Raw genomic sequence first — 19,343 nt, 5'->3', positions numbered from 1 at the left:
TTAACCCTATATGCGTTCATACCATCATTACCTTCTAATCGCAGCAACCCTTATTCTTTTTAGTTCTTGCGGTACACGTAAATTTTCTAAAAACAACAAACAGATCGAAAAAGCGGCCAACAAAGCCAATAACAATTCGTACAAAAGTTACAATACCATAAGTTATATTGATGAGTTTAAAGGCGTAGCAGTAGAAGAAATGAATGCAAACGGTATTCCTGCGAGTATTACTTTGGCGCAGGGAATTTTAGAATCTGGCAGTGGAAATAGCGATCTGGCAAAGTATGCGAACAATCATTTTGGCATTAAATGCACATCAGATTGGAAGGGGAAAAATTATTTTCGTGATGATGACCAGAAAAACGACTGTTTTAGGGTGTATAAAGATGCCCGCGAATCTTTCAGGGATCATTCTGATTTTTTAAAACGCAAGCGTTACAGTTTTCTTTTTCAATTGGATAAAAACGATTACAAAAGCTGGGCACAGGGATTAAAAACAGCGGGTTATGCAACCAATCCGAAATATCCTGATCTGTTGATCAACACCATCGAAAAATACCAGCTTTACCAGTATGATCAATCAGAAAGCGAAAAGCAGAAGATTGCACGGGAAGATCGTGTCTTTTCAGAAATCAATCAGAATATTCCTCAAGAGAAGGCTAAGTTTACACCAGTAGAAACGCCACCCGCAGGCGCCAAACCGATTATTGCCGATGGCACTTATACCGTTGTTAAAGGAGATACGCTATACAATATTGCAAAACGTTTTAATTTAACGGTCGATCAGTTAAAAATGCTCAACGAAATGAGTACCGACGCCATTAAGCTGGGCCAAACACTTAAGGTTAAATAATGTTAAGTACAAACATAGCCATCAAGATATTTGTAGTTTTGTAGCTTAATGAAATTTTTTATTCCCTTTATACTTGTTTTCGGCTTCTCTACGTGGCTTCATGCACAGAATAAACCTGTGCAGGGAATAGTTATTGATAAAGAAACCAAGCAACGTTTGGCAAAGGTTTATATCTACAACATCCGTACGGGTGATGGTTTATACAACAATACTAAAGGCGAGTTTAGCACCTCTGCTTTACCTGGTGATACTTTAGTTGCAGCTTTATCAGGCTATGGTGTTGATACTATTGTTTTTAAAGGACAAACGGCCGCGTATTTTCAACTCAGATCGCTCGGCATCAGACTGCGTGATGTCGTAATTCAACAAAAAAGATTGAGCCCGCAGCAGCAATACGAAAAAAATGTACAGGAATACCGCTACCAAACCATGAAGGGAAGTAGTAAAGATTTATTGAATTTAGGCAACGGTGGTGTTGGTTTAGGCATAGATGCCATTTACAACCTGTTAAGCAAGCAAGGAAGAAATGCCCGTCACCTTCAAAAAATCCTGGAAAAAGATTATCGTGAAGACCTGATCGATTATCGTTTCAGTGCCAGTCTGGTTAGCCAGGTATTGGGTATAAAGGATGCTGAACTGACAGATTTTATGCAGCAGTATCGCCCTACCTATCAATTTGTATTAGATGCAACAGATTATTCCTTTAACCTTTTTATCAGGAATGCTTATAAAAGCTACAGGTTAAATCCCAGGGCACTACAATTGCCAGCATTGCCCAAAATAACAATCGATAAGCTGTGAAAGCGCCCATCCTGATCGTTAAAAAACTTCCGGCAGCCGGTATGGCAATCTTTCCATTTATTCTTTTAAAATCGGCAAAGCTTAAAAACGACCCGGAGATGATTAACCACGAGAAAATCCATTTGCGCCAACAGCTAGAATTACTCCTATTCCCCTTTTATATCTTATACCTGCTTAATTATCTGATCAACCTTTTCAGATACAAGAACCACGATCTCGCCTATCGGAACATTGTTTTTGAGAAAGAGGCTTACGATTATGAAACCGACTTATATTACCTGAAAAATGGCAATTGGTATGGTTGGATCAAAAAGATGTGAAACTGCAACTTCTACTCTAGCTTTAATTGTTGTTCTGGCAATCATTTTGTTAAATGCTTTTTATCTCTAAAATTTTTCTTTTTCTTTGTAGGTAATGAAGAACTGTTTAGCTGCCATCGTCCTGATTCTAAGTTTCTGCTCTACAAAATTATATGCACAGGAAATTGATACTATTCCGATCAATACTAAAGACCTGAATATAAAGTTAAAACGTAGTCCGTTGCCAAGCAGGCAAGGGCCATTAAACTTTGAGCCTGTAAAAATTAAGCCCTTGGTTGTAAACGCCAAGATTAATTACTGGAAAACAAGAACCAACATTGGCATCAACATTAACCAGGCTCAATTCAGTAACAACTGGAAAGGTGGTGGTACCAACTCGGTAGCCGTTGGCGGTTTGTTAAACTGGAAAGCAGAATACAACAAAGATAGTTATAGCTATGTAAGCGAACTTGTTTTGCAATATGGTAAGATAAAGAACAAAGATCAGCTGCAAAAGAAAACCAACGACCGTATTTTTTGGGATAATAAAGCCTCTTTTCAATTATCAAAAAGCTGGTTCTTCTTCGGATCCTTAAGTTTTGAATCCCAATTCGATAACGGTTATTCTTATAGTGTGGTAAACGGACAGGAAACCGCCACACTGATCTCTAAATTTATGGGTCCTGGTTATTTAACAGAATCTATCGGTTTCGAGTATAAACCGGTTAAATATTTTTCTACCCGTATAGGTACCGGTACCGCACGCCAAACTTTTGTATTGGACGAAAAGCTTTTTCTTGACCCGGCTAATAATGCCAATCCACCAAAAGCAAGTGTTTTTGGGGTAGATTATGGCAAAAAAGTACGTAATGAACTGGCTTTTCAGATTGTAAGTGCAATTGATAAGGATATATTTACCAATACAAATCTTAAAGCACGTTATCAGATGTTCATTCCGTATCAGGATTTTAAGATGAGCAATATTGATCACCGGTTAGATGTTGCATTAACGGCAAAAATCAATCGTTTTATGAACACAAGTTTAACTGGCGTAATCCTGTTCGATAAGGATACAGGCACCAATAAAATACAGGCCAACCAAACGCTGGCCCTTGGTTTTGGTTTTACCTTCCCAAGGTAGGTTTACCCGCCAACCTTACCCATTTCCCAGTAAGGCATGGTAATAATCTGCCTAAAGCTTACGCCCCTTTGTTTTAGGTAACGTTTAAACTGTTGTACAGATTTCGCCCTGCCTGTTAAATAAAACGTAGCATTTTGCCACATTTCCCAACATAGCGGATGCATATTTTCCATCCAGTTGATGGCATTTTTAGCAGGGGCGTTCAGGTCAGATGGTACGGTATCGATCAATAATTTAAGGTGTTTAACCGAATGCAGGTTTTCTTCCTGAAGTTCCAACACGCCAAAATATTCTACATCTTCATCAATTACCTTTTTACCTAACGATTCGTACAAACCAAGGCTGGTTTCATCGCCAAAAAAGAAATGCTGATTGGATGCTTCATTGTATTTTACCTTTGCCCGGTCTACAATCAGTTTTAAACGGTCTCCTTTTTGAATGTTTACGGCCAGGTGATGACCGGGGCCTTGCCTGTTCAGGTAAAAAATCACCTCACAGGTTTCGTGTGCTTCATCAAAGCCTGATAATGTATAATGTCTGTACTCGTTGGCGTTAACCCGAAACAGTACCTCCATTCCGGGAATAAATTTAGCATCGAAAAAATCGCCTTTAAAGGTAACGCTCTTTAAGTTGCTGCTTAACATTTTGGTTTCTGCAACTTCTACTTGATATATTTTATTGCTGATCACTTTTTCCATTGTGTCGGCCAGCCATGAAGGTAATTTAGCCATCGTATTCTTTTGTTTAGTAACTTTGAACAAAAATAATCGTCTGACAAACGAATCTTTTTATGCCAAAAGGATTAAAGTTTATATCAAAAGGATTTTTATGGCCTTAAACATTTACGATGGTGACGATAAATACTATACTGTTGGCAACAAGTTCGACAATAACGAATTTAATCAGGCACTAGTAACCGAAAGAAGGGACAAATACAGCTTTCCCTTTGGCGATGCAGAGATTGTGGAGATCGCTTTTTCGGGTATTTATATTGTTTACGGTGATATGCTCGTGAAACAGAGCCGCCTGCGCATCAAAGCTTTTGATGAACCTGATGTGGTAGAGCTCCACTTTGCCCTCACCGGCGGGGGTATTATGGAAAATTACCTCACCAATAAACGCCAGGATATTAAAGCAAACGAGCACAACATTATTTATAGTCCTGATTTTGACGGGACGGCAGAGTTTGATGTAGGAGGTCCGCATAAATTTTTTGAAGTAAATTTCGAAAGAGCACGTTTTATTGATTTAACCTGCGAAAGCAGCAACCTGTTAAAGAATTTTGCCGAAAACATCATGAACAGCCGTTCGGTAGAAATTTCATCAGAAAACCTGCCCATTACCCTGGCCATGCATAGCTGCATTAATGATATTATGAACTGCAACTTTACAGGTGGATTAAAATTATTGTTTCTTCAGTCTAAATGTTTGGAACTGCTGGCACTACAGGCCCAGGCTTTTGAAGAAGCGGCTAAAAAGACTGAAAGACCGGCCCTAAAATCCGCTTATGATAAAGAAAGAATCTATTATGCCAGGGAATACCTGCTGGCCAATGCAAATCATCCGCCATCTTTAATCGAACTGGCCAAAACCGCAGGCATAAACGAATTTAAGCTAAAACATGGCTTTAAAGAAGTCTTTAAAAATACTGTTTTTGGTTATTTGAGTGATTACAAACTCCTGAAGGCCAAAGAACTACTGGCAGATAGCAGCAAGGACATCAAAAGCATTTCTGATGAACTAGGTTATTCTTCAGTACAGCATTTCAGTAATGCCTTTAGCAAGAAATTTGGCATAAGCCCAGGAAAAGCGCGTTAGGTTAGTTATTAGCCTAAAAGTGATCGTCACCCTGACCTGTAGCGCAGCGGAAAGCTACGTAGTAAACCGAGCTCACCGAAGGTAATTTATTTCAGGGTCCTAACTGCAAGAAAGATGCTGAAATAAATTCAGCATGACGAAAAGGAGTTTAAACCTTTTTCCTTTTTTTCTTAAAGTCCAGATAATCTACATAATACAAAACCTTAACAGAAAGGCTGTTATTTTGAGGGGCGTTTAAAATTCCGCTCAGGTTTTTATTGTAACGCTGTGTGTAATAAGTGTCGTAAGTTTCTGCCGCATCTTTATAGGAAACAGATAAAGTGCTGCCGGGCGAGAACTGCCAGGTGTAAATTAAGTCAATGTTAAATACATTGTAATTTCTGTCCAATCCATTTAGCGGCGCTCCGGTGTAGTCACTTAAATTGCCATCGGGTTTAAGCAGGTAAAATTCTTTATTTCTTCTGTCGCTCCAATAGTGCCTCAACACCACCGTAAATCCCATTAAATTGGTAAAAGTATATTTGGCATCGAAAGAGTTTTCTACCGTTCTGCGGTCGTATTTAGAGAAAATAGCTTTATCACCCTGTGCCGTTACCCAATTTACATAATTATAATTCGGGTTAAAATTAAGATCTAAACCAAAAGCAATTTTATCATTTATCCGCAGGTTTTGGAAAAAGTAAAAATTATATTCTTTGCCCTTAAAAAGTTCCTGTTCTCTGTAACGGAAATTTCCACCAAAGTTATAAGCTTTTGCACGATTGGGATTAACATACAACACGAAACTATAGCTTTCGGGGGCTTTATATACCTGTCCGTTTCTCGATTCGTAGAAATCGTTTTTTGCAGCGGTATAGATCCCGTTTACTTCTGCCGACCAAAGATTTTTAAATTGAACATAAGGTCCGCCTTCTACTGAAAAAGTTTGGAAGCTGCCTGGTGTAGCTCTACGCGAGTATAAAACATTAAAGTAACTTAATAACTGATTGTACCAACTGCTGGGTTTATAAACATTATAATGGAATTCCGCCACCTGATCTAAAAAATTGTTATTGGTAAAAAAGCCTAAATCAGACGGATCGAATTTATCATCGGCGTATTGCTGAGAATAGCTCCAGAGGAAATTACCGCTCTGTTTACCAAACTTAAGCCCATAACTATACCCGGTATTGGTTTCTTTACCCCGTAAAGAGCTCATTTTACCTGCGCCATTAACAAAGTATTTATTGCCCTTATTGTTCAGGTTAAACAGTAAAGCAGTTACATTGGCATCATAAGCCGAACCCTGCCTTAAAACGTTCGTATTAATAAATGTTGCCGAGCTGTTGTTTTTTAACGACTGATCGAAAACCAGAATGTTGTAATTGGTAAGCGGTTGGGTTTCTACCATACGCACGTTCCTCTGAGCATCTTCCACTTCGGTTTCCATGCCATTGGTAACCGCATTAAAAATCCCGATACCCAGGCCTTTCGCCGTCCGTCCAGATATTTTTGTAGCGTTCAGCACCTTAGCTTCCTTCTGATCCTTCACAATTTTATCGCTGCCCACGCCACTATAATCGGAATAGGACGGAATAGACCCAATCCGTTTCGAATAAAAAAGATCCCCCTTATTAAAAAGCTCTGTTCCTTCGGTAAAAAACTGGCGGTTTTCGTTAAATTTTACTTCAAAAGGGGTAAGGTTCAGGATCCGGTTATCAGATTGCACCTGACCGAAATCGGGTACCAGCGTCATATCGAGGGTAAAACTGTTGTTGATCCCGTATTTTACATCCATCCCGCCATTAAACCGCGAAGTGGTGTTTTTTACCCCTGGCAAATTAACCGGATAATGGTTTACATAAGCCGAAATATAAGGCGAAAAAGATAATCTTAATGGCGGCTTAATATCTTTTATCCCTGTCCAAAGACCTTCCTGGTTAATAAAGCCATTTACTTTCGGGTCGACGAAATTCCAAAAGGTTTGCGTATTGCTCCGCTGGATCCTGCGGCTAAAGTTCAACCCCCAGCGCTGAATATCTTTACTGGAAAAACGAAGGGCCGAATAGGGAATTTTCATTTCACAGGTCCAGCCTTTATCATCCAATTTAACGGCACTTTCCCACACCGCGTTCCAGTTTGCATCTTCATCACCAACCTGCGAGTATTTAGCGTCAAACTGCACACCGGCAGCGGTAACGAAAAACCCGTTTCCGTTCATTTTATCATAAAAAGGATCAACAATAATCGAAATAAAATCGGCGTTACCAATATTATCCCTCGAAACCAATTCGTGCGAGACACTATCAGGATGATCGTACATCCGCGCATAGACGTAAACAGCCACATCGTCGTAAAGCACTTTCATTTCGGTACGCCGGTCATGGGTTTCTATCTTTCCCGGATTTGGCCTGATCTGAATAAAATCAGTAGCAATGGGAACACTATTCCAACATTCATCATCTAAAACACCATCTATTTTGGGGCTTTGCAGCGTTCTTTTCGCTTCCAGTTGGCGCTGTTTCGAAATATCCTGAGCCTGAGAAAAAGCAAAAGAAAATATAAAAAGAAGGATGATACAGCGTTTCATTCGTTTAGGTTAGTTAGATATAAGACCATGCCTTAACCAGAATGTTGCACCAAATGAAAAAAACATAAAATTTAAGTCACTCAACGATTTAAACTTCATTGTTATTCAATACAATATTTTTGTCCGTTATTTCCTTTCCTCCTGGCAGGAAACCATTGTGCTTAAACCCGACAGAAACGGAAATACTTTTTGTTGCACCGCTCACAAACCTTAGCTGTAATGCTGAGGCACAAAAAGATTGAAGCAAATGGCGGGAGTACAGTACCCATGAAAACCAAACTGCTCATTTTCAAAAAAAGATTTTTGACTTTGAGGTGCAGCGATTTACAAGCAAAATTTGATACATTTGCCTTTTATTAAAAACAAGTAGCTTTTTGCCCTTTGGCACAAAGCTTTTAGCTTAAAAAAAGATGTTTGATAATTTACAGGACAAGCTAGACAGAGCGTTTAAAGTATTAAAAGGACAAGGCAGTATTACGGAAATCAACGTGGCAGAAACCATGAAAGAAATCCGCAAAGCATTATTAGATGCCGATGTTAACTATAAAACAGCAAAAACATTTACTGATGATGTGAGGCAAAAAGCTTTGGGGCAAAACGTACTTACTGCCGTTTCTCCGGGCCAACTGCTTACCAAAATAATGAACGATGAACTTGCAGCCTTAATGGGTGGCGAAGTTACAGAGTTAGATACTAAAGCAAACCCTACCATTATCTTAATTGCAGGTTTAAACGGTGCGGGTAAAACTACTTTTGCAGGTAAATTGGCCTTGCACTTAAAAGGCAAGGGCAAAAAACCTTTATTGGTAGCAGGCGATATGTACCGCCCGGCGGCTGTAGATCAATTGGAGGTTTTAGGAACTTCTGTTGGTGTATCAGTTTACGCAAACCGTGCATCAAACGACCCTGTTGGCATAGCTTTAGAAGGTATTGCGCACGGTAAACAAAATGGAAATAACGTAATCATTATCGATACCGCAGGTCGTTTAGCGATCGACGAATCTTTAATGAACGAAATATCTGAAGTTAAGGCTAAAACTCAACCACACGAGATTTTATTCGTAGTGGATTCGATGACTGGTCAGGATGCGGTAAATACAGCCAAAGTATTTAACGACCGTTTAGATTTTACAGGTGTTGTTTTAACCAAACTGGATGGTGATACCCGTGGTGGTGCGGCCCTTTCCATTAAATCGGTAGTAAACAAGCCTATTAAATTTATTGGTACCGGCGAGAAAATGGAAGCACTGGATGTTTTCTATCCAGATCGTATGGCATCGCGTATTTTGGGTATGGGTGATGTGGTTTCGCTTGTTGAACGTGCACAAATGCAGTTCGATGAGAAAGAAGCTGCAGAATTGCAAAAGAAAATCCGTAAGAACAAATTTGATTTCAACGATTTCTACAACCAGATTCAGCAGATCAAGAAAATGGGTAACATGAAAGATTTGATGGGTATGATTCCCGGTGTGGGCAAAATGATGAAGAATGTAGATATCCAGGATGATGCTTTTAAATCAATCGAAGCCATCATCAATTCAATGACACCGTTTGAGAAAGAAAACCCGGATAGCATTCAGCAAAGTCGCCGTTTACGTATTGCAAAAGGTTCGGGAAGTAAGGTAGAAGAAGTAACCAAGCTGATTAAACAGTTTGAAGATATGCGTAAAATGATGAAGCAGTTTTCTAACCCTGCAGCCGCAGCGGCGATGATGAAAGGTATGCCTAAAATGCCATTTGGCAGGTAGTTTAAAAGGTTTAGGGTAGAGGGCGTAAGGTCTTATTCTTCGTGAAAATATAAATCCCGATCATTAATGGTCGGGATTTTTTGTTTTATAACCTGAGTTCGATTAATGTTTAAAAATTAATGTACTTTATTAGGACGAATTGGCTAGCCGTTTCGTCATGCTGAATTTATTCAGCATCTTTTCTGTTAAACCGCCTTGTTATAAAGACCCTGAAACAAGTTCAGGGTGACGACCGTTCATGCAAGGCGCCAAATAACCCAAATTAAAGCACATTATTAATCGAACTCAGGTTTTATAGGTTTTGGAAATGAATGTTCAGCTTTCCATAGGGGGTTTCAGCCCTGCTTTCCCTGCTGCCGATAGAAGGAATCGGCATTCGTCCAATCAGGTTTATTTAACAGCGGTTGGTGAAAACAATTCGCTTATAACTAATAGACACTAAAACTTGATGTTTATCCAAACAATCTGTATATTAGAATTAATATTCATCCCGAATAATTTACATCCGAGTTTATTTTAATTAAAATTTAATGCTTGTAAAAACATACGGGAGTGCTGTTTATGGCGTAAATGCACTAACCATAACAATAGAAGTGAATATTAGCGCGGGTACCAAATACTATATGGTAGGCCTGCCCGATAATGCGGTAAAAGAAAGTTTGCAAAGGGTGGCCAGCGCCATTAATGTTTCAGGTTTTCGCATGCCTAAACAGAAAATAGTGGTAAACCTGGCACCTGCCGACATGAAAAAAGAAGGCTCCTCATACGATCTGCCAATTGCCATCGGCATTTTAGCGGCTTCAGGCCAAATCCCAGCCGACGAATTAGAAGATTATTTTATTATGGGCGAACTTTCTTTAGACGGAAGCATACAGCCCATAAAAGGAGCTTTACCAATTGCTATACAAGCACAACAGGAAGGTTTTAAAGGATTCATCTTACCGAAGCAAAACGTTCGTGAAGCAGCCATTGTAAACGATCTAGTGGCCTATGGCGTAGAAAACCTGGCTCAGGTAATTGCTTTCTTTAATAAAAGCGAAGCCCTGGAACAGGTTAAAGTGAATACTAAAGAAGAATTCTTAAAAAACATCAATAATTATGAACACGATTTTGCCGACGTTAAAGGCCAGGAAAATATTAAAAGAGCATTGGAAATTGCGGCTGCAGGCGGTCACAATGTTATTTTAATAGGGCCGCCAGGTGCAGGCAAAACGATGTTGGCCAAGCGCCTGCCCACTATATTACCCCCATTAAATTTAAACGAAGCTTTAGAAACCACGAAAATCCATTCTGTTGCCGGAAAACTCTCTGCAAGCGATGCATTAATGACAAGCCGTCCGTACCGCTCACCACACCATACGATTAGCGATGTCGCCCTGGTAGGCGGCGGAATCAATCCACAACCCGGAGAAATATCACTAGCACACAATGGTGTTTTATTTTTAGATGAACTACCTGAATTTAAACGAACCGTTTTAGAGGTAATGCGTCAACCTTTAGAGGACCGAAAAGTAGCGATTGCAAGGGCAAGGTTTTCGGTAGAATATCCAGCCAGCTTTATGTTGGTGGCCTCAATGAACCCCTGCCCCTGTGGTTTTTACAATCACCCGGAGAAAGATTGTGTTTGCGCACCTGGTGTGGTGCAAAAATACCTGAGTAAAATATCTGGACCGCTTTTAGACAGGATAGATCTTCATGTAGAAGTAACACCCGTTAACTTTACAGAATTAGCCTCTACTGCAGAAACAGAAAGAAGCAACTTTATCAGGGAACGCGTAATTAAAGCGCGGGAAATTCAGGACCTACGTTTTGCAGATAGAGAAGATCTGCATTGCAACGCCCAAATGAGTCCGAAAATGGTTCGCAAAGTGTGTCAGATTAGTGACGAAGGAAACATTCTCCTGAAATCAGCCATGGAAAAATTAGGTCTTTCTGCCCGTGCCTACGACCGGATTTTGAAAGTTGCCCGGACCATTGCCGATTTAGATGGAAGTGAAAACGTAGAAATGGAACACTTAGCAGAATCGATTAATTACAGAAGTTTGGACAGGGATGGCTGGGCAGGCTAAAGTGCCGGTTCTTCAAAAATGATGTTAAAATAAAATTTCCGGCCAACAACAAATATTTCTATTATTGATTATAAATAAATCGACCATGAAAAATAGTTTATTCATCCTGTTTTCGCTGATTTCTATTCAGCTATATGCACAGGCAGATCATCCTCAAATCCCAAAAACAGGCACTGATGCAAATGCCTTTGTTCCAAAAGGATGGAAAGTAATTTATCAGGCCAAAGGCGATTTAAATAAAGATCATTTACCTGATGAAGCGATTATTATTCAGAATACCAATCCAAAAAATATCATCAAAAATGACGGTACGGGCCGTGACACACTGAATGTGAATCCCCGTATGCTTTTGGTATTTATAAAAACATCCGGGAATTACAGCTTACTGGCTCAAAACACCAATTTTATCCCAACTGAAAATGACATAGAGAGCACTTGTCTCGCCGATCCTTTACAGGAAACTGGTGCCATCAGCATAAAAAACGGAGTACTGATTTTAAGTTATCAATACTGGTCAAGCTGTGGTTCTTACGGGGTGAGTAATGTCGGTTATACATTCAGGTTCCAAAATCAAAAAATGGAACTAATCGGCTTTAAAACGGGGGGCTATAGCCGATCTTCAGGAGAAGAAAGCACTACCAGCCTTAATTTCTCTACACGAAGAAAAAGTGAGACCTCTGGCGGCAATATGTTTAGCGACAAAACCAACAAACCAAAAACGGTATGGAAAAAGTTTAATTGGGGCAGATTGTTTACACTTGATGAAATGACGGAAGAACTTGCCGAAAAACTTTCAGAAATTTAACATAAATCTATTGCAAGATACCAAACATGAACAGGATATTTTTTCTATGCTTTATATTTATTTCCAGTCATTCGTTTGCCCAAAAAGTATTCAATCAGCCAACCGCAACAGGAATTTGGCAATACATTTATCCTTTTAAAAATAAAGACTATGTACTCGCTATACAGCATTTAACTACTGAAAAAGAACTTTCTGGAGAATTATCCCATGCCAATATCTATTTTGGTAAAAGAGGCATAAAAACCGATAAAATCTTTTGGAAAGAAAACATAGAAATGCGCCACATTACTGATAATATCACTTACGAAGACTATAACAACGACGGGATAAAAGATCTGTTAATTTTCGAAGATACAGGTGGAAGGGGAGGAAATTCTTTTTACAATCTTTACCTTGTTAATCCCAAAAACCATACCTTAACCAAGGTCAAAGATTTCGACAATGTTGTTAACCCCAGCTACAACAAAAAATACAAAGTGATTGTGAGTTATGGTTTAACAGGTACTAATTATTATCAGTTGTATAAACTTAATAAAAAGCACATACCATATAAAATTGGCAAACCTTTCGATGATACCGACGATTTAGATCTGGATAAAAAAATTTCCATGATCTTAAAAAAACAATAATTCAAAACCACAGATCAAAGAGATAAACAATGAACATCAAAAAAATTATTAAGCTGCTCTTCTATGCCTTTATTTTGGGTGTTATGGTAGTATTAAGTGTAAACTTGCTCATAAAACACCAGACTAATCCGGCGATTTATTCGAATGAACAAGATATACCAAAAACTAAAGTGGCCATTATTTTCGGTGCTGGGATAAATGGCAATAAACCCAGTAAATATTTAAAAGACAGACTTGATGCTGGCATAAAACTTTATAAAAACAATAAAATCGATAAAATTCTGTTGTCAGGAGATAATGGGAGTGATGCACACGACGAATTAACAGTAATGAAACTTTACTGCTATGAACATGGTGTTGATACCAATAAAATTTATCTTGATTACGCTGGTTTTGATAGCTACTCTACGCTGTACAGATCAAAATTTATTTTCGATATAGATACTGCGATCCTGGTATCGCAAAAATATCACCTAAACAGGTGTATCAATATTGGCGATAAACTGGGGATTAAGTCTTACGGTTTTGTTGCTGACCAGGGAACATACCAGGGTTTCAAATACGCTTCCTTTAGAGAGTATTTTGCTGTTGTAAAATCAACAATCGACTTGATGATAGGTAGAAAACCTCATTTTTTAGGCGAAAAAGTTAATATTAATGGTCCATCAAACTATACCAAAGAATAACATAAAGTACCTTAACATTATTTTTGCTTGTAATCCTATTTTCAAAAACGATAGCCATCCTGAGCACCATATTTAGCTGATTCGCTAAAAGACAAGAGTAAAATAAAAAGTTAAAATGTTAGACTTTATCAATAGCGAAATTGAATAGGTTCTTTTAAACTGAACAGTTTTACCATGTTAAAATTTTAATGCAACTCCCTGACCAACGTTTAAAATACTTTCATTTTCTTTCTTTTTCAAAATTCATCAAAGCACTGTATAACAACATTTTAAATTGAAAAATAATTTCATTTTAATATATTTTAAAGCCTTATTCAGCCAATAGGCACGACGCTTTGGCACAGTCGTTGTCATAACACTGTTACATTTATGACCTATTTAAAATTAAAAAAGTGAAAGAGATGAAAAAGACAGTTCAAATTTTCAGTATGCTTTTAATAGCATTAACCGTAATGGTATCATGTAAAAAAGATACTGATCCTGCAGATCGGGATTTCTTCGTGGGTACTTACAAAGGAACCGTTTCCTATCGTAGCGGAGAGACTACAACTAACAGTAGCGATGGTAAAGTAACCGTAAGCAAAGTTGGCGAAACGTATAATTTTTACTTTGGTAACGGCATTCCTGACATTACAGGTGTAAAGTTTGAAAAAACAGGAGACAACAGTTATGTAAGTATTGGATCGGGTTTAACCGGTATCAGTATTGATGCCAGTAACCTTAAAATGTTGGTTTCGAAAGATGGGCAAACCTGGACAGCAAATTGCACTAGGTAAACCATTTAAAAGACACAAGGCCCGATTAGTAAGTCGGGCTTTTTTTTTCCCTTAATCATTCTATCAAAAAATAAATTTCATGCTTATTTAATTAAATTTATAGCATGAGTTTTGAATTAAAAACACACCTCGAAGAAATTGTTTCCCTCACCGATCAGGAGTTTGAGCATATAGCAGCACATTTCAAACCTAAAACGCTTAAAAAACACCAGTACCTGATCCAGGAAGACGAATTTGTCAATCACATTTATTTTGTAGTTAAAGGTTTATTAAAGGCCACATTTACAGATGCCAATGGTAAAGAGTATATTATCCAGTTTGCCATGGAAAACTGGTGGCTTTCTGATTTCAGGGCTTTTTATGGTCATACTAAATCGATTACCAACATCAGCTGCCTGGAAAACTCCGAACTACTCTCCATCAGCAAAGATAATTTAGATCAGCTTTGCCGCGAAAGCCACAAAATGGAGCATTTTTTCAGGATAAAAAACAGTTTGGGCTATGTAGCTTTACAGCAAAGGATTTTATCACTTTTAACCACAAGCCCGAAAGAGCGCTTTGAACAACTCGCTCAACAGTATCCGCAATTGATGCAAAGGGTTTCAAAAACAATAATCGCAGCATATCTGGGCATTTCCAGAGAAACCTTAAGCAGGCTTTCCACAAAAGTGTGATTCTGCTCACATTAAATTTGTGATTGAAGTCCTTTGCTATCTTAATCAACAGCACTAATTTTGTGATACACTTAGCATAAAAAATATGAATAAGAAAGTTTTATTCGTGCTTACAAGCCACGACGAATTAGGAAATACAGGTTTAAAAACAGGTTTTTGGTCAGAAGAATTGGCAGCGCCATATTATGCCTTAGCCGACAAAGGTATTGATATTGTATTGGCCTCACCAAAAGGTGGTCAGCCACCGATAGACCCTAAAAGTGAAGATCCTTCTTTTCAAACCGAAACGACGAAAAGAATGGATAAAGACACTGCTCTTTTGGCCAAATTAAAAAATACCACACCATTGGCCGATATCGTGATGGATGATTATGATGCAGTTTTCTATCCTGGTGGCCACGGACCACTTTGGGATTTAGCAGAAAGCGCAACTTCACAACAGCTCATTACCGAATTCTATACCGCCCAAAAGCCTGTTGCTTTTGTATGTCATGCTCCGGGAGTGCTTAAGGATGTAAAGATAAATGGTGAATACCTGGTGAACGGAAAAAATGTAACCGGGTTTACCAATACCGAAGAAGAAGCTGTACAATTAACAAACGTAGTGCCTTTCTTGGTAGAGGATATGTTGATAAAAAATGGTGGCCATTACAGCAAGATAGCTGATTGGAATCCCTATGCTGTAGTTGATGGCTTATTGATTACCGGACAAAATCCAGCCTCATCAGAAAAAGTTGCAGAAGAATTATTAAAGCTTCTTGCCTAAATTTAAATCCTCAACACGGACTGGTATAGCCAAACCTTGTTGAGGATTGCTTATTATAGCTCTTCTTCATCATCTTCTTCAGGTACGTATTTTTCAATTGCCTGGCCAATTGCATTCACTTCTTCGTCTTCCTCAAAAATGGGAAGTTCTGTTTTATAATCCATTTTCAACCAGATCGATGAAGTGTCTTTTTGAATCTGAATATATTCTCTTCCATCTTTAAAAATGGTATATGAATCATTTCCTTCCGGAAAAACTGAATAATTAACCGGGCCGATTTCGATGTCGAAAGGTTCTTGCATGGTGGATATTTTTCTTCAAAGATAAAAAATCTTTTCTTTGGGTAAGCCAGTTACATATAATGACATTCTTATCTTTATGGCATAAATTTACATTATGGATTTTTCAAAAGCAGATAACAAAGTTGCCCGAAATTATTCGAGATAGCTTTACAACGGGAACTAAAAAAAGAAATGCAGGCATTTTCTGAAATTTTAGACCAATGGAAAACACAACAACCTGAAGACAACAAAGCCGATTATTATAAAATTTTCACGGCTGTAACAAATTTCGATAAACACATCGCCAGAAGATACGACGGCATGAGAAATTCGTGTTTTTTTGATACGGTGATTGCTATGCTTGTAGATAAAACCATTACTACAGCTGATTTAGAAGATTTTTCGGAAGAGGCAAAAAGTGAAATATCAAAGAGTCTTAAATTCAGAGAAGTTAATCAACTATAAATAAGACCAAATTCAGGAAAGGTAGAGGTCTGATTTAACATCGTAAAGGAATTACTATCTGTGTGCGCTGTGTTCTTTCTCTATGACCTCTATGGCAAATGATAATTAAAAAATTACGCATGATTGTTTAAAAATCCCATCATTTATACTACTTTACGGCTAAAGATTTTACGCGATAGATAAGAAGATGAAGTTAACGTTTTGGGGCGCAGCACAACAAGTAACAGGAAGTATGCACCTGCTCGAAATTGGGCATTATAAAATACTGATAGATTGCGGATTAGATTACGAGAAGGAAACCTACCAGGAAGAAAACCAACAATTCCCTTTCGATCCGGCGAGTATAAACCTGGTAATTTTAACTCATGCGCATATCGATCACTCAGGTAATCTGCCTACATTGGTTCGATTGGGTTTTGATGGTCAGGTACTTTGTACACCACCAACTGCGGATTTAACTTCTATATTATTATTCGATTCTGTTGAACTTTTTTTAAGAAAAGCAGGCAGAAAACCCCGTACAAAACGTGGCAATTTTAGCGGTCCAAAACCGTTGTACCTGCACAAACATGTAATGGATACGATCGATCGTTTTGTAACCATTGCTTTTAATAAACCTTTTAAGATTAATGGGGGTATTAGCTTAACCTTTGTTCCTGTTGGACATTTACTGGGTGCTGCCGCAGCTATTTTAACCATAAACGATCACGGTATAGAGAAAAAAATTGCTTTTACAGGCGATATCGGCAGGGAGAACTATCCGGTATTGGTGAATCCAGAACCCTTACCAGAGGTTGACTATTTGGTAAGCGAAGCCACTTATGGAGGCAGAATGCACACCAAAGACCAAACACTGGAAGAAAGATTGGTTCAGGAAATTACAGAAGCTTGTATCAAAAGTCCTGGACGGTTGATTATTCCGGCATTTAGTATTGGCCGGACCCAATCGCTGGTATTTGCCTTAAACCAGATATTCACCAAAAAATTGTTGCCACCTGTTCAGATTTTTGTAGACAGCCCAATGGCGATTCAAGCCACGGAGGTTTACCGCAAACACCATAACCTGGTGAATCAGGAGGCAAAAGATTTTTACCAGACCATGGGTGATGAGTTTGAATTTGAGCACCTGGCTTACGTTCAAACCATGAAAGAAAGTAAAGATGTTTCTAATTATTTCGATCCCTGTATCATTATTTCCTCTGCCGGCATGTTAGAAGGCGGAAGGATTCAGGATCACCTGTATTATAACATTCAGAACTATTATTGTACCATCCTTTTTATTGGTTACTGCGCAAAAGGAACGCTTGGGTATAAGTTATTAAGCGGAGCACCCATCGTACGCATTAAAGACCGGGAGATGATGGTTTACGCCACCATACGCCAAACCGATCTGTTAAGCGGCCACGGCGACCATAACGATTTAGTAAAAACAATTAAACAAACCGGTCAGCCTAAAAAAGTTTTTCTTGTTCATGGTGAAGATAAAAGCCTGCAAAGTTTATCGCTGGCCTTGCAGGAAGAAGGTTTTAATGTGGCGGTGCCTGAAAGGGGAGAGGTTTTTGAACTTTAGTTCAGTTGGTCATTGGGTTAATAGCCCATGGTCCTTTGGCTCATAGTTGATGGCCGTTGTGGCTAAAAAACCATGAACTATCAGCCAAAAAAAGATTCTTCGCTGCGCTCAGAATGACAATAATATTACCTCCTCACTTGCCCATCACCTCTTACCACCCATTTATAACTCGTTAATTCTTCCAAACCCATTGGTCCACGGGCATGAAGTTTTTGCGTGCTGATACCGATTTCGGCACCGAGACCAAATTGAGCGCCATCGGTAAAACCTGTAGAGGCATTGGCATATACCGCAGCGGCATCTACTTCATTTAAAAATTGGGCAATATTTTCTGCATCTTCAGAAATAATGGCTTCACTATGTTTCGAGCTATAATCAGCAATGTGATTCAATGCTTCTGCTAAATCCGCGACAACCTTAACGGCAAGTTTTAACGATAAAAACTCTGTACCAAAATGTTCAGGCGTGGCTAGGTTTAGTAAGTGAGCTGGATAAGAAGATTTTAATATTGCATAGCTTTTCTCATCAGCGTATAATTCTACATTTCCATCTGCAAGAGGGGATAAAAGTGCAGGTAGATCATTCAGTCTATTTTCGTTAATTAACACACAATCTAAAGAATTACATACACTTACCCTTCTTGTTTTGGCATTGAAAATAATTGCCTTACCTTTCTCTAAATCGCCCGATTCATCAAAATAAGTATGTACAATGCCTGCTCCGGTTTCGATAACTGGGATTTTACTGTTTTCGCGGACGTAATTAATCAACGATTGACTTCCCCTCGGAATCAGTACATCTACAAAACCCCGAGCATTTAATAAAGCTTCGGTTGCAGTTCTCTCTGCAGGCAATAAGGTTAAAACATCACGATTTATTTTATGATTATCCAACACCTGATGTATCACTTTTGCAATCGCCAAATTAGAAAATTCAGCATCGCTGCCACCTTTTAATACCGCAACATTCCCTGTTTTAAAACAAAGCGAAAACACATCTGCAGTAACATTTGGCCGCGCTTCATAAATTACCCCCACAACACCCAAAGGCACACTAACCTTTTGGATGTGTAGCTGATTTTCCAGCGCTTTATCTGAAAGAATTTTACCCAATGGACTGTTTAAGCCTGCAACATTTCTAAGATCGTTTGCAATATCTGCGATACGTGCGGCGCTTAATTTTAATCTGTCATATTTGGGATCTTCGATAGGCATTTTTGCTAAATCTCTAGCGTTTTCAGTAAGGATTTCGGCTGCATTGGTCACTAAAGCCTCAGCTAGATCTGTTAGAACGGCATTTGTTTTTTCTTTGCCAAGGCTAATCAAAGTACGACTAGCCTGTTTTGCTTTTTCGAAGTATTGTTTGTAATCCATTTTTTTCTTTTTCTACCACA

General features: G+C 38.6%; 19 protein-coding genes. 15 read left to right on the top strand and 4 right to left on the bottom strand.

The features are described from left to right. Positions 1 to 10 precede the first annotated feature (10 nt). From BCL90_RS17970 to BCL90_RS17955, 4 genes are all read left to right on the top strand, one after another. Positions 11 to 853, top strand: a complete 843-nt coding sequence (locus tag BCL90_RS17970; protein WP_121285464.1) for a glucosaminidase domain-containing protein — start codon at positions 11 to 13, stop codon at positions 851 to 853. A gap of 48 nt (positions 854 to 901) precedes the next feature. Further along, positions 902 to 1,654, top strand: a complete 753-nt coding sequence (locus BCL90_RS17965) for a hypothetical protein (RefSeq protein WP_121285462.1) — start codon at positions 902 to 904, stop codon at positions 1,652 to 1,654. Next, entirely contained in the window at positions 1,651 to 1,974 is a 324-nt protein-coding gene (locus BCL90_RS17960; protein ID WP_208529771.1) for a hypothetical protein, read from the top strand. The genes BCL90_RS17965 and BCL90_RS17960 overlap by 4 nt, the downstream gene beginning before the upstream one ends. A gap of 94 nt (positions 1,975 to 2,068) precedes the next feature. Then, entirely contained in the window at positions 2,069 to 3,094 is a 1,026-nt protein-coding gene (locus BCL90_RS17955) for a DUF3078 domain-containing protein (RefSeq protein WP_121285460.1), read from the top strand. 2 nt (positions 3,095 to 3,096) lie between these two features. On the opposite strand, the gene BCL90_RS17950 is transcribed toward BCL90_RS17955, so the two are convergent. Then, a complete protein-coding gene (locus BCL90_RS17950; RefSeq protein ID WP_121285458.1) occupies positions 3,097 to 3,825 on the bottom strand; it encodes an SIP domain-containing protein in 729 nt (242 codons plus the stop codon). 97 nt (positions 3,826 to 3,922) lie between these two features. On the opposite strand from BCL90_RS17950, the gene BCL90_RS17945 reads away from it, so the two are divergent. Next, the gene (locus tag BCL90_RS17945; protein ID WP_134380363.1) at positions 3,923 to 4,912 is read left to right on the top strand and encodes a helix-turn-helix domain-containing protein; all 990 of its coding nucleotides are present in this window, start codon (positions 3,923 to 3,925) and stop codon (positions 4,910 to 4,912) included. Between the two features lie 148 nt (positions 4,913 to 5,060). Here the strand turns inward: BCL90_RS17945 and BCL90_RS17940 are convergent, their stop codons facing one another. After that, positions 5,061 to 7,481, bottom strand: coding sequence for a DUF5916 domain-containing protein (locus BCL90_RS17940; RefSeq protein ID WP_121285454.1), 2,421 nt, complete (start codon positions 7,479 to 7,481; stop codon positions 5,061 to 5,063). A gap of 410 nt (positions 7,482 to 7,891) precedes the next feature. Here BCL90_RS17940 and ffh point away from each other — a divergent pair, with 410 nt between their 5' ends. From ffh to BCL90_RS17900, 8 genes are all read left to right on the top strand, one after another. Beyond that, positions 7,892 to 9,229: a signal recognition particle protein gene (gene ffh, locus BCL90_RS17935; protein ID WP_121285452.1), complete on the top strand. Its 1,338-nt coding sequence runs from the start codon at positions 7,892 to 7,894 to the stop codon at positions 9,227 to 9,229. Positions 9,230 to 9,759: 530 nt separating this feature from the next. Next, a complete protein-coding gene (locus tag BCL90_RS17930; RefSeq protein WP_121285450.1) occupies positions 9,760 to 11,298 on the top strand; it encodes a YifB family Mg chelatase-like AAA ATPase in 1,539 nt (512 codons plus the stop codon). Between the two features lie 85 nt (positions 11,299 to 11,383). After that, positions 11,384 to 12,103 carry a hypothetical protein gene (locus BCL90_RS17925; protein WP_121285448.1) on the top strand — a complete coding sequence of 240 codons (720 nt, stop codon included), beginning with the start codon at positions 11,384 to 11,386 and terminating at the stop codon, positions 12,101 to 12,103. A 26-nt stretch (positions 12,104 to 12,129) separates the two neighbouring features. After that, positions 12,130 to 12,732, top strand: a complete 603-nt coding sequence (locus tag BCL90_RS17920; RefSeq protein ID WP_121285446.1) for an XAC2610-related protein — start codon at positions 12,130 to 12,132, stop codon at positions 12,730 to 12,732. Positions 12,733 to 12,761: 29 nt separating this feature from the next. Further along, the gene (locus BCL90_RS17915; RefSeq protein WP_208529772.1) at positions 12,762 to 13,418 is read left to right on the top strand and encodes a SanA/YdcF family protein; all 657 of its coding nucleotides are present in this window, start codon (positions 12,762 to 12,764) and stop codon (positions 13,416 to 13,418) included. A gap of 401 nt (positions 13,419 to 13,819) precedes the next feature. Beyond that, entirely contained in the window at positions 13,820 to 14,194 is a 375-nt protein-coding gene (locus BCL90_RS17910; protein ID WP_121285445.1) for a hypothetical protein, read from the top strand. A 104-nt stretch (positions 14,195 to 14,298) separates the two neighbouring features. Next, positions 14,299 to 14,868: a Crp/Fnr family transcriptional regulator gene (locus BCL90_RS17905; protein ID WP_121285443.1), complete on the top strand. Its 570-nt coding sequence runs from the start codon at positions 14,299 to 14,301 to the stop codon at positions 14,866 to 14,868. Positions 14,869 to 14,953: 85 nt separating this feature from the next. Next, positions 14,954 to 15,634, top strand: coding sequence for a type 1 glutamine amidotransferase domain-containing protein (locus tag BCL90_RS17900; RefSeq protein WP_121285441.1), 681 nt, complete (start codon positions 14,954 to 14,956; stop codon positions 15,632 to 15,634). A 53-nt stretch (positions 15,635 to 15,687) separates the two neighbouring features. Here the strand turns inward: BCL90_RS17900 and BCL90_RS17895 are convergent, their stop codons facing one another. Further along, the gene (locus tag BCL90_RS17895; RefSeq protein ID WP_121285439.1) at positions 15,688 to 15,936 is read right to left on the bottom strand and encodes a hypothetical protein; all 249 of its coding nucleotides are present in this window, start codon (positions 15,934 to 15,936) and stop codon (positions 15,688 to 15,690) included. A 171-nt stretch (positions 15,937 to 16,107) separates the two neighbouring features. Here BCL90_RS17895 and BCL90_RS17890 point away from each other — a divergent pair, with 171 nt between their 5' ends. Together BCL90_RS17890 and BCL90_RS17885 are read left to right on the top strand one after the other, a co-directional pair. Then, a complete protein-coding gene (locus tag BCL90_RS17890; RefSeq protein ID WP_121285437.1) occupies positions 16,108 to 16,380 on the top strand; it encodes a hypothetical protein in 273 nt (90 codons plus the stop codon). A 187-nt stretch (positions 16,381 to 16,567) separates the two neighbouring features. Beyond that, on the top strand, positions 16,568 to 17,950 hold the full coding sequence (locus tag BCL90_RS17885; RefSeq protein WP_121285435.1) for an MBL fold metallo-hydrolase RNA specificity domain-containing protein: 1,383 nt from the start codon (positions 16,568 to 16,570) through the stop codon (positions 17,948 to 17,950). A gap of 125 nt (positions 17,951 to 18,075) precedes the next feature. On the opposite strand, the gene BCL90_RS17880 is transcribed toward BCL90_RS17885, so the two are convergent. Further along, positions 18,076 to 19,323: a glutamate-5-semialdehyde dehydrogenase gene (locus tag BCL90_RS17880; RefSeq protein ID WP_121285433.1), complete on the bottom strand. Its 1,248-nt coding sequence runs from the start codon at positions 19,321 to 19,323 to the stop codon at positions 18,076 to 18,078. Between the last annotated feature and the right edge of the window lie 20 nt (positions 19,324 to 19,343).

This window comes from Pedobacter alluvionis (assembly GCF_003664035.1).
In the GTDB taxonomy this organism is placed as follows: Bacteria; Bacteroidota; Bacteroidia; order Sphingobacteriales; family Sphingobacteriaceae; genus Pedobacter; species Pedobacter alluvionis.
This window is presented reverse-complemented; position numbering and strand designations above follow the sequence as displayed.

Coding starts and splice junctions, on each gene's coding strand:
- BCL90_RS17970 (WP_121285464.1), top strand. CDS start 11: ATGCGTTCATACCATCATTACCTTCTAATCGCAGCAACCCTTATTCTT.
- BCL90_RS17965 (WP_121285462.1), top strand. CDS start 902: ATGAAATTTTTTATTCCCTTTATACTTGTTTTCGGCTTCTCTACGTGG.
- BCL90_RS17955 (WP_121285460.1), top strand. CDS start 2,069: ATGAAGAACTGTTTAGCTGCCATCGTCCTGATTCTAAGTTTCTGCTCT.
- BCL90_RS17950 (WP_121285458.1), bottom strand. CDS start 3,825: ATGGCTAAATTACCTTCATGGCTGGCCGACACAATGGAAAAAGTGATC.
- BCL90_RS17945 (WP_134380363.1), top strand. CDS start 3,923: ATGGCCTTAAACATTTACGATGGTGACGATAAATACTATACTGTTGGC.
- BCL90_RS17940 (WP_121285454.1), bottom strand. CDS start 7,481: ATGAAACGCTGTATCATCCTTCTTTTTATATTTTCTTTTGCTTTTTCT.
- ffh (WP_121285452.1), top strand. CDS start 7,892: ATGTTTGATAATTTACAGGACAAGCTAGACAGAGCGTTTAAAGTATTA.
- BCL90_RS17930 (WP_121285450.1), top strand. CDS start 9,760: ATGCTTGTAAAAACATACGGGAGTGCTGTTTATGGCGTAAATGCACTA.
- BCL90_RS17925 (WP_121285448.1), top strand. CDS start 11,384: ATGAAAAATAGTTTATTCATCCTGTTTTCGCTGATTTCTATTCAGCTA.
- BCL90_RS17920 (WP_121285446.1), top strand. CDS start 12,130: ATGAACAGGATATTTTTTCTATGCTTTATATTTATTTCCAGTCATTCG.
- BCL90_RS17915 (WP_208529772.1), top strand. CDS start 12,762: ATGAACATCAAAAAAATTATTAAGCTGCTCTTCTATGCCTTTATTTTG.
- BCL90_RS17910 (WP_121285445.1), top strand. CDS start 13,820: ATGAAAAAGACAGTTCAAATTTTCAGTATGCTTTTAATAGCATTAACC.
- BCL90_RS17905 (WP_121285443.1), top strand. CDS start 14,299: ATGAGTTTTGAATTAAAAACACACCTCGAAGAAATTGTTTCCCTCACC.
- BCL90_RS17900 (WP_121285441.1), top strand. CDS start 14,954: ATGAATAAGAAAGTTTTATTCGTGCTTACAAGCCACGACGAATTAGGA.
- BCL90_RS17895 (WP_121285439.1), bottom strand. CDS start 15,936: ATGCAAGAACCTTTCGACATCGAAATCGGCCCGGTTAATTATTCAGTT.
- BCL90_RS17890 (WP_121285437.1), top strand. CDS start 16,108: ATGCAGGCATTTTCTGAAATTTTAGACCAATGGAAAACACAACAACCT.
- BCL90_RS17885 (WP_121285435.1), top strand. CDS start 16,568: ATGAAGTTAACGTTTTGGGGCGCAGCACAACAAGTAACAGGAAGTATG.
- BCL90_RS17880 (WP_121285433.1), bottom strand. CDS start 19,323: ATGGATTACAAACAATACTTCGAAAAAGCAAAACAGGCTAGTCGTACT.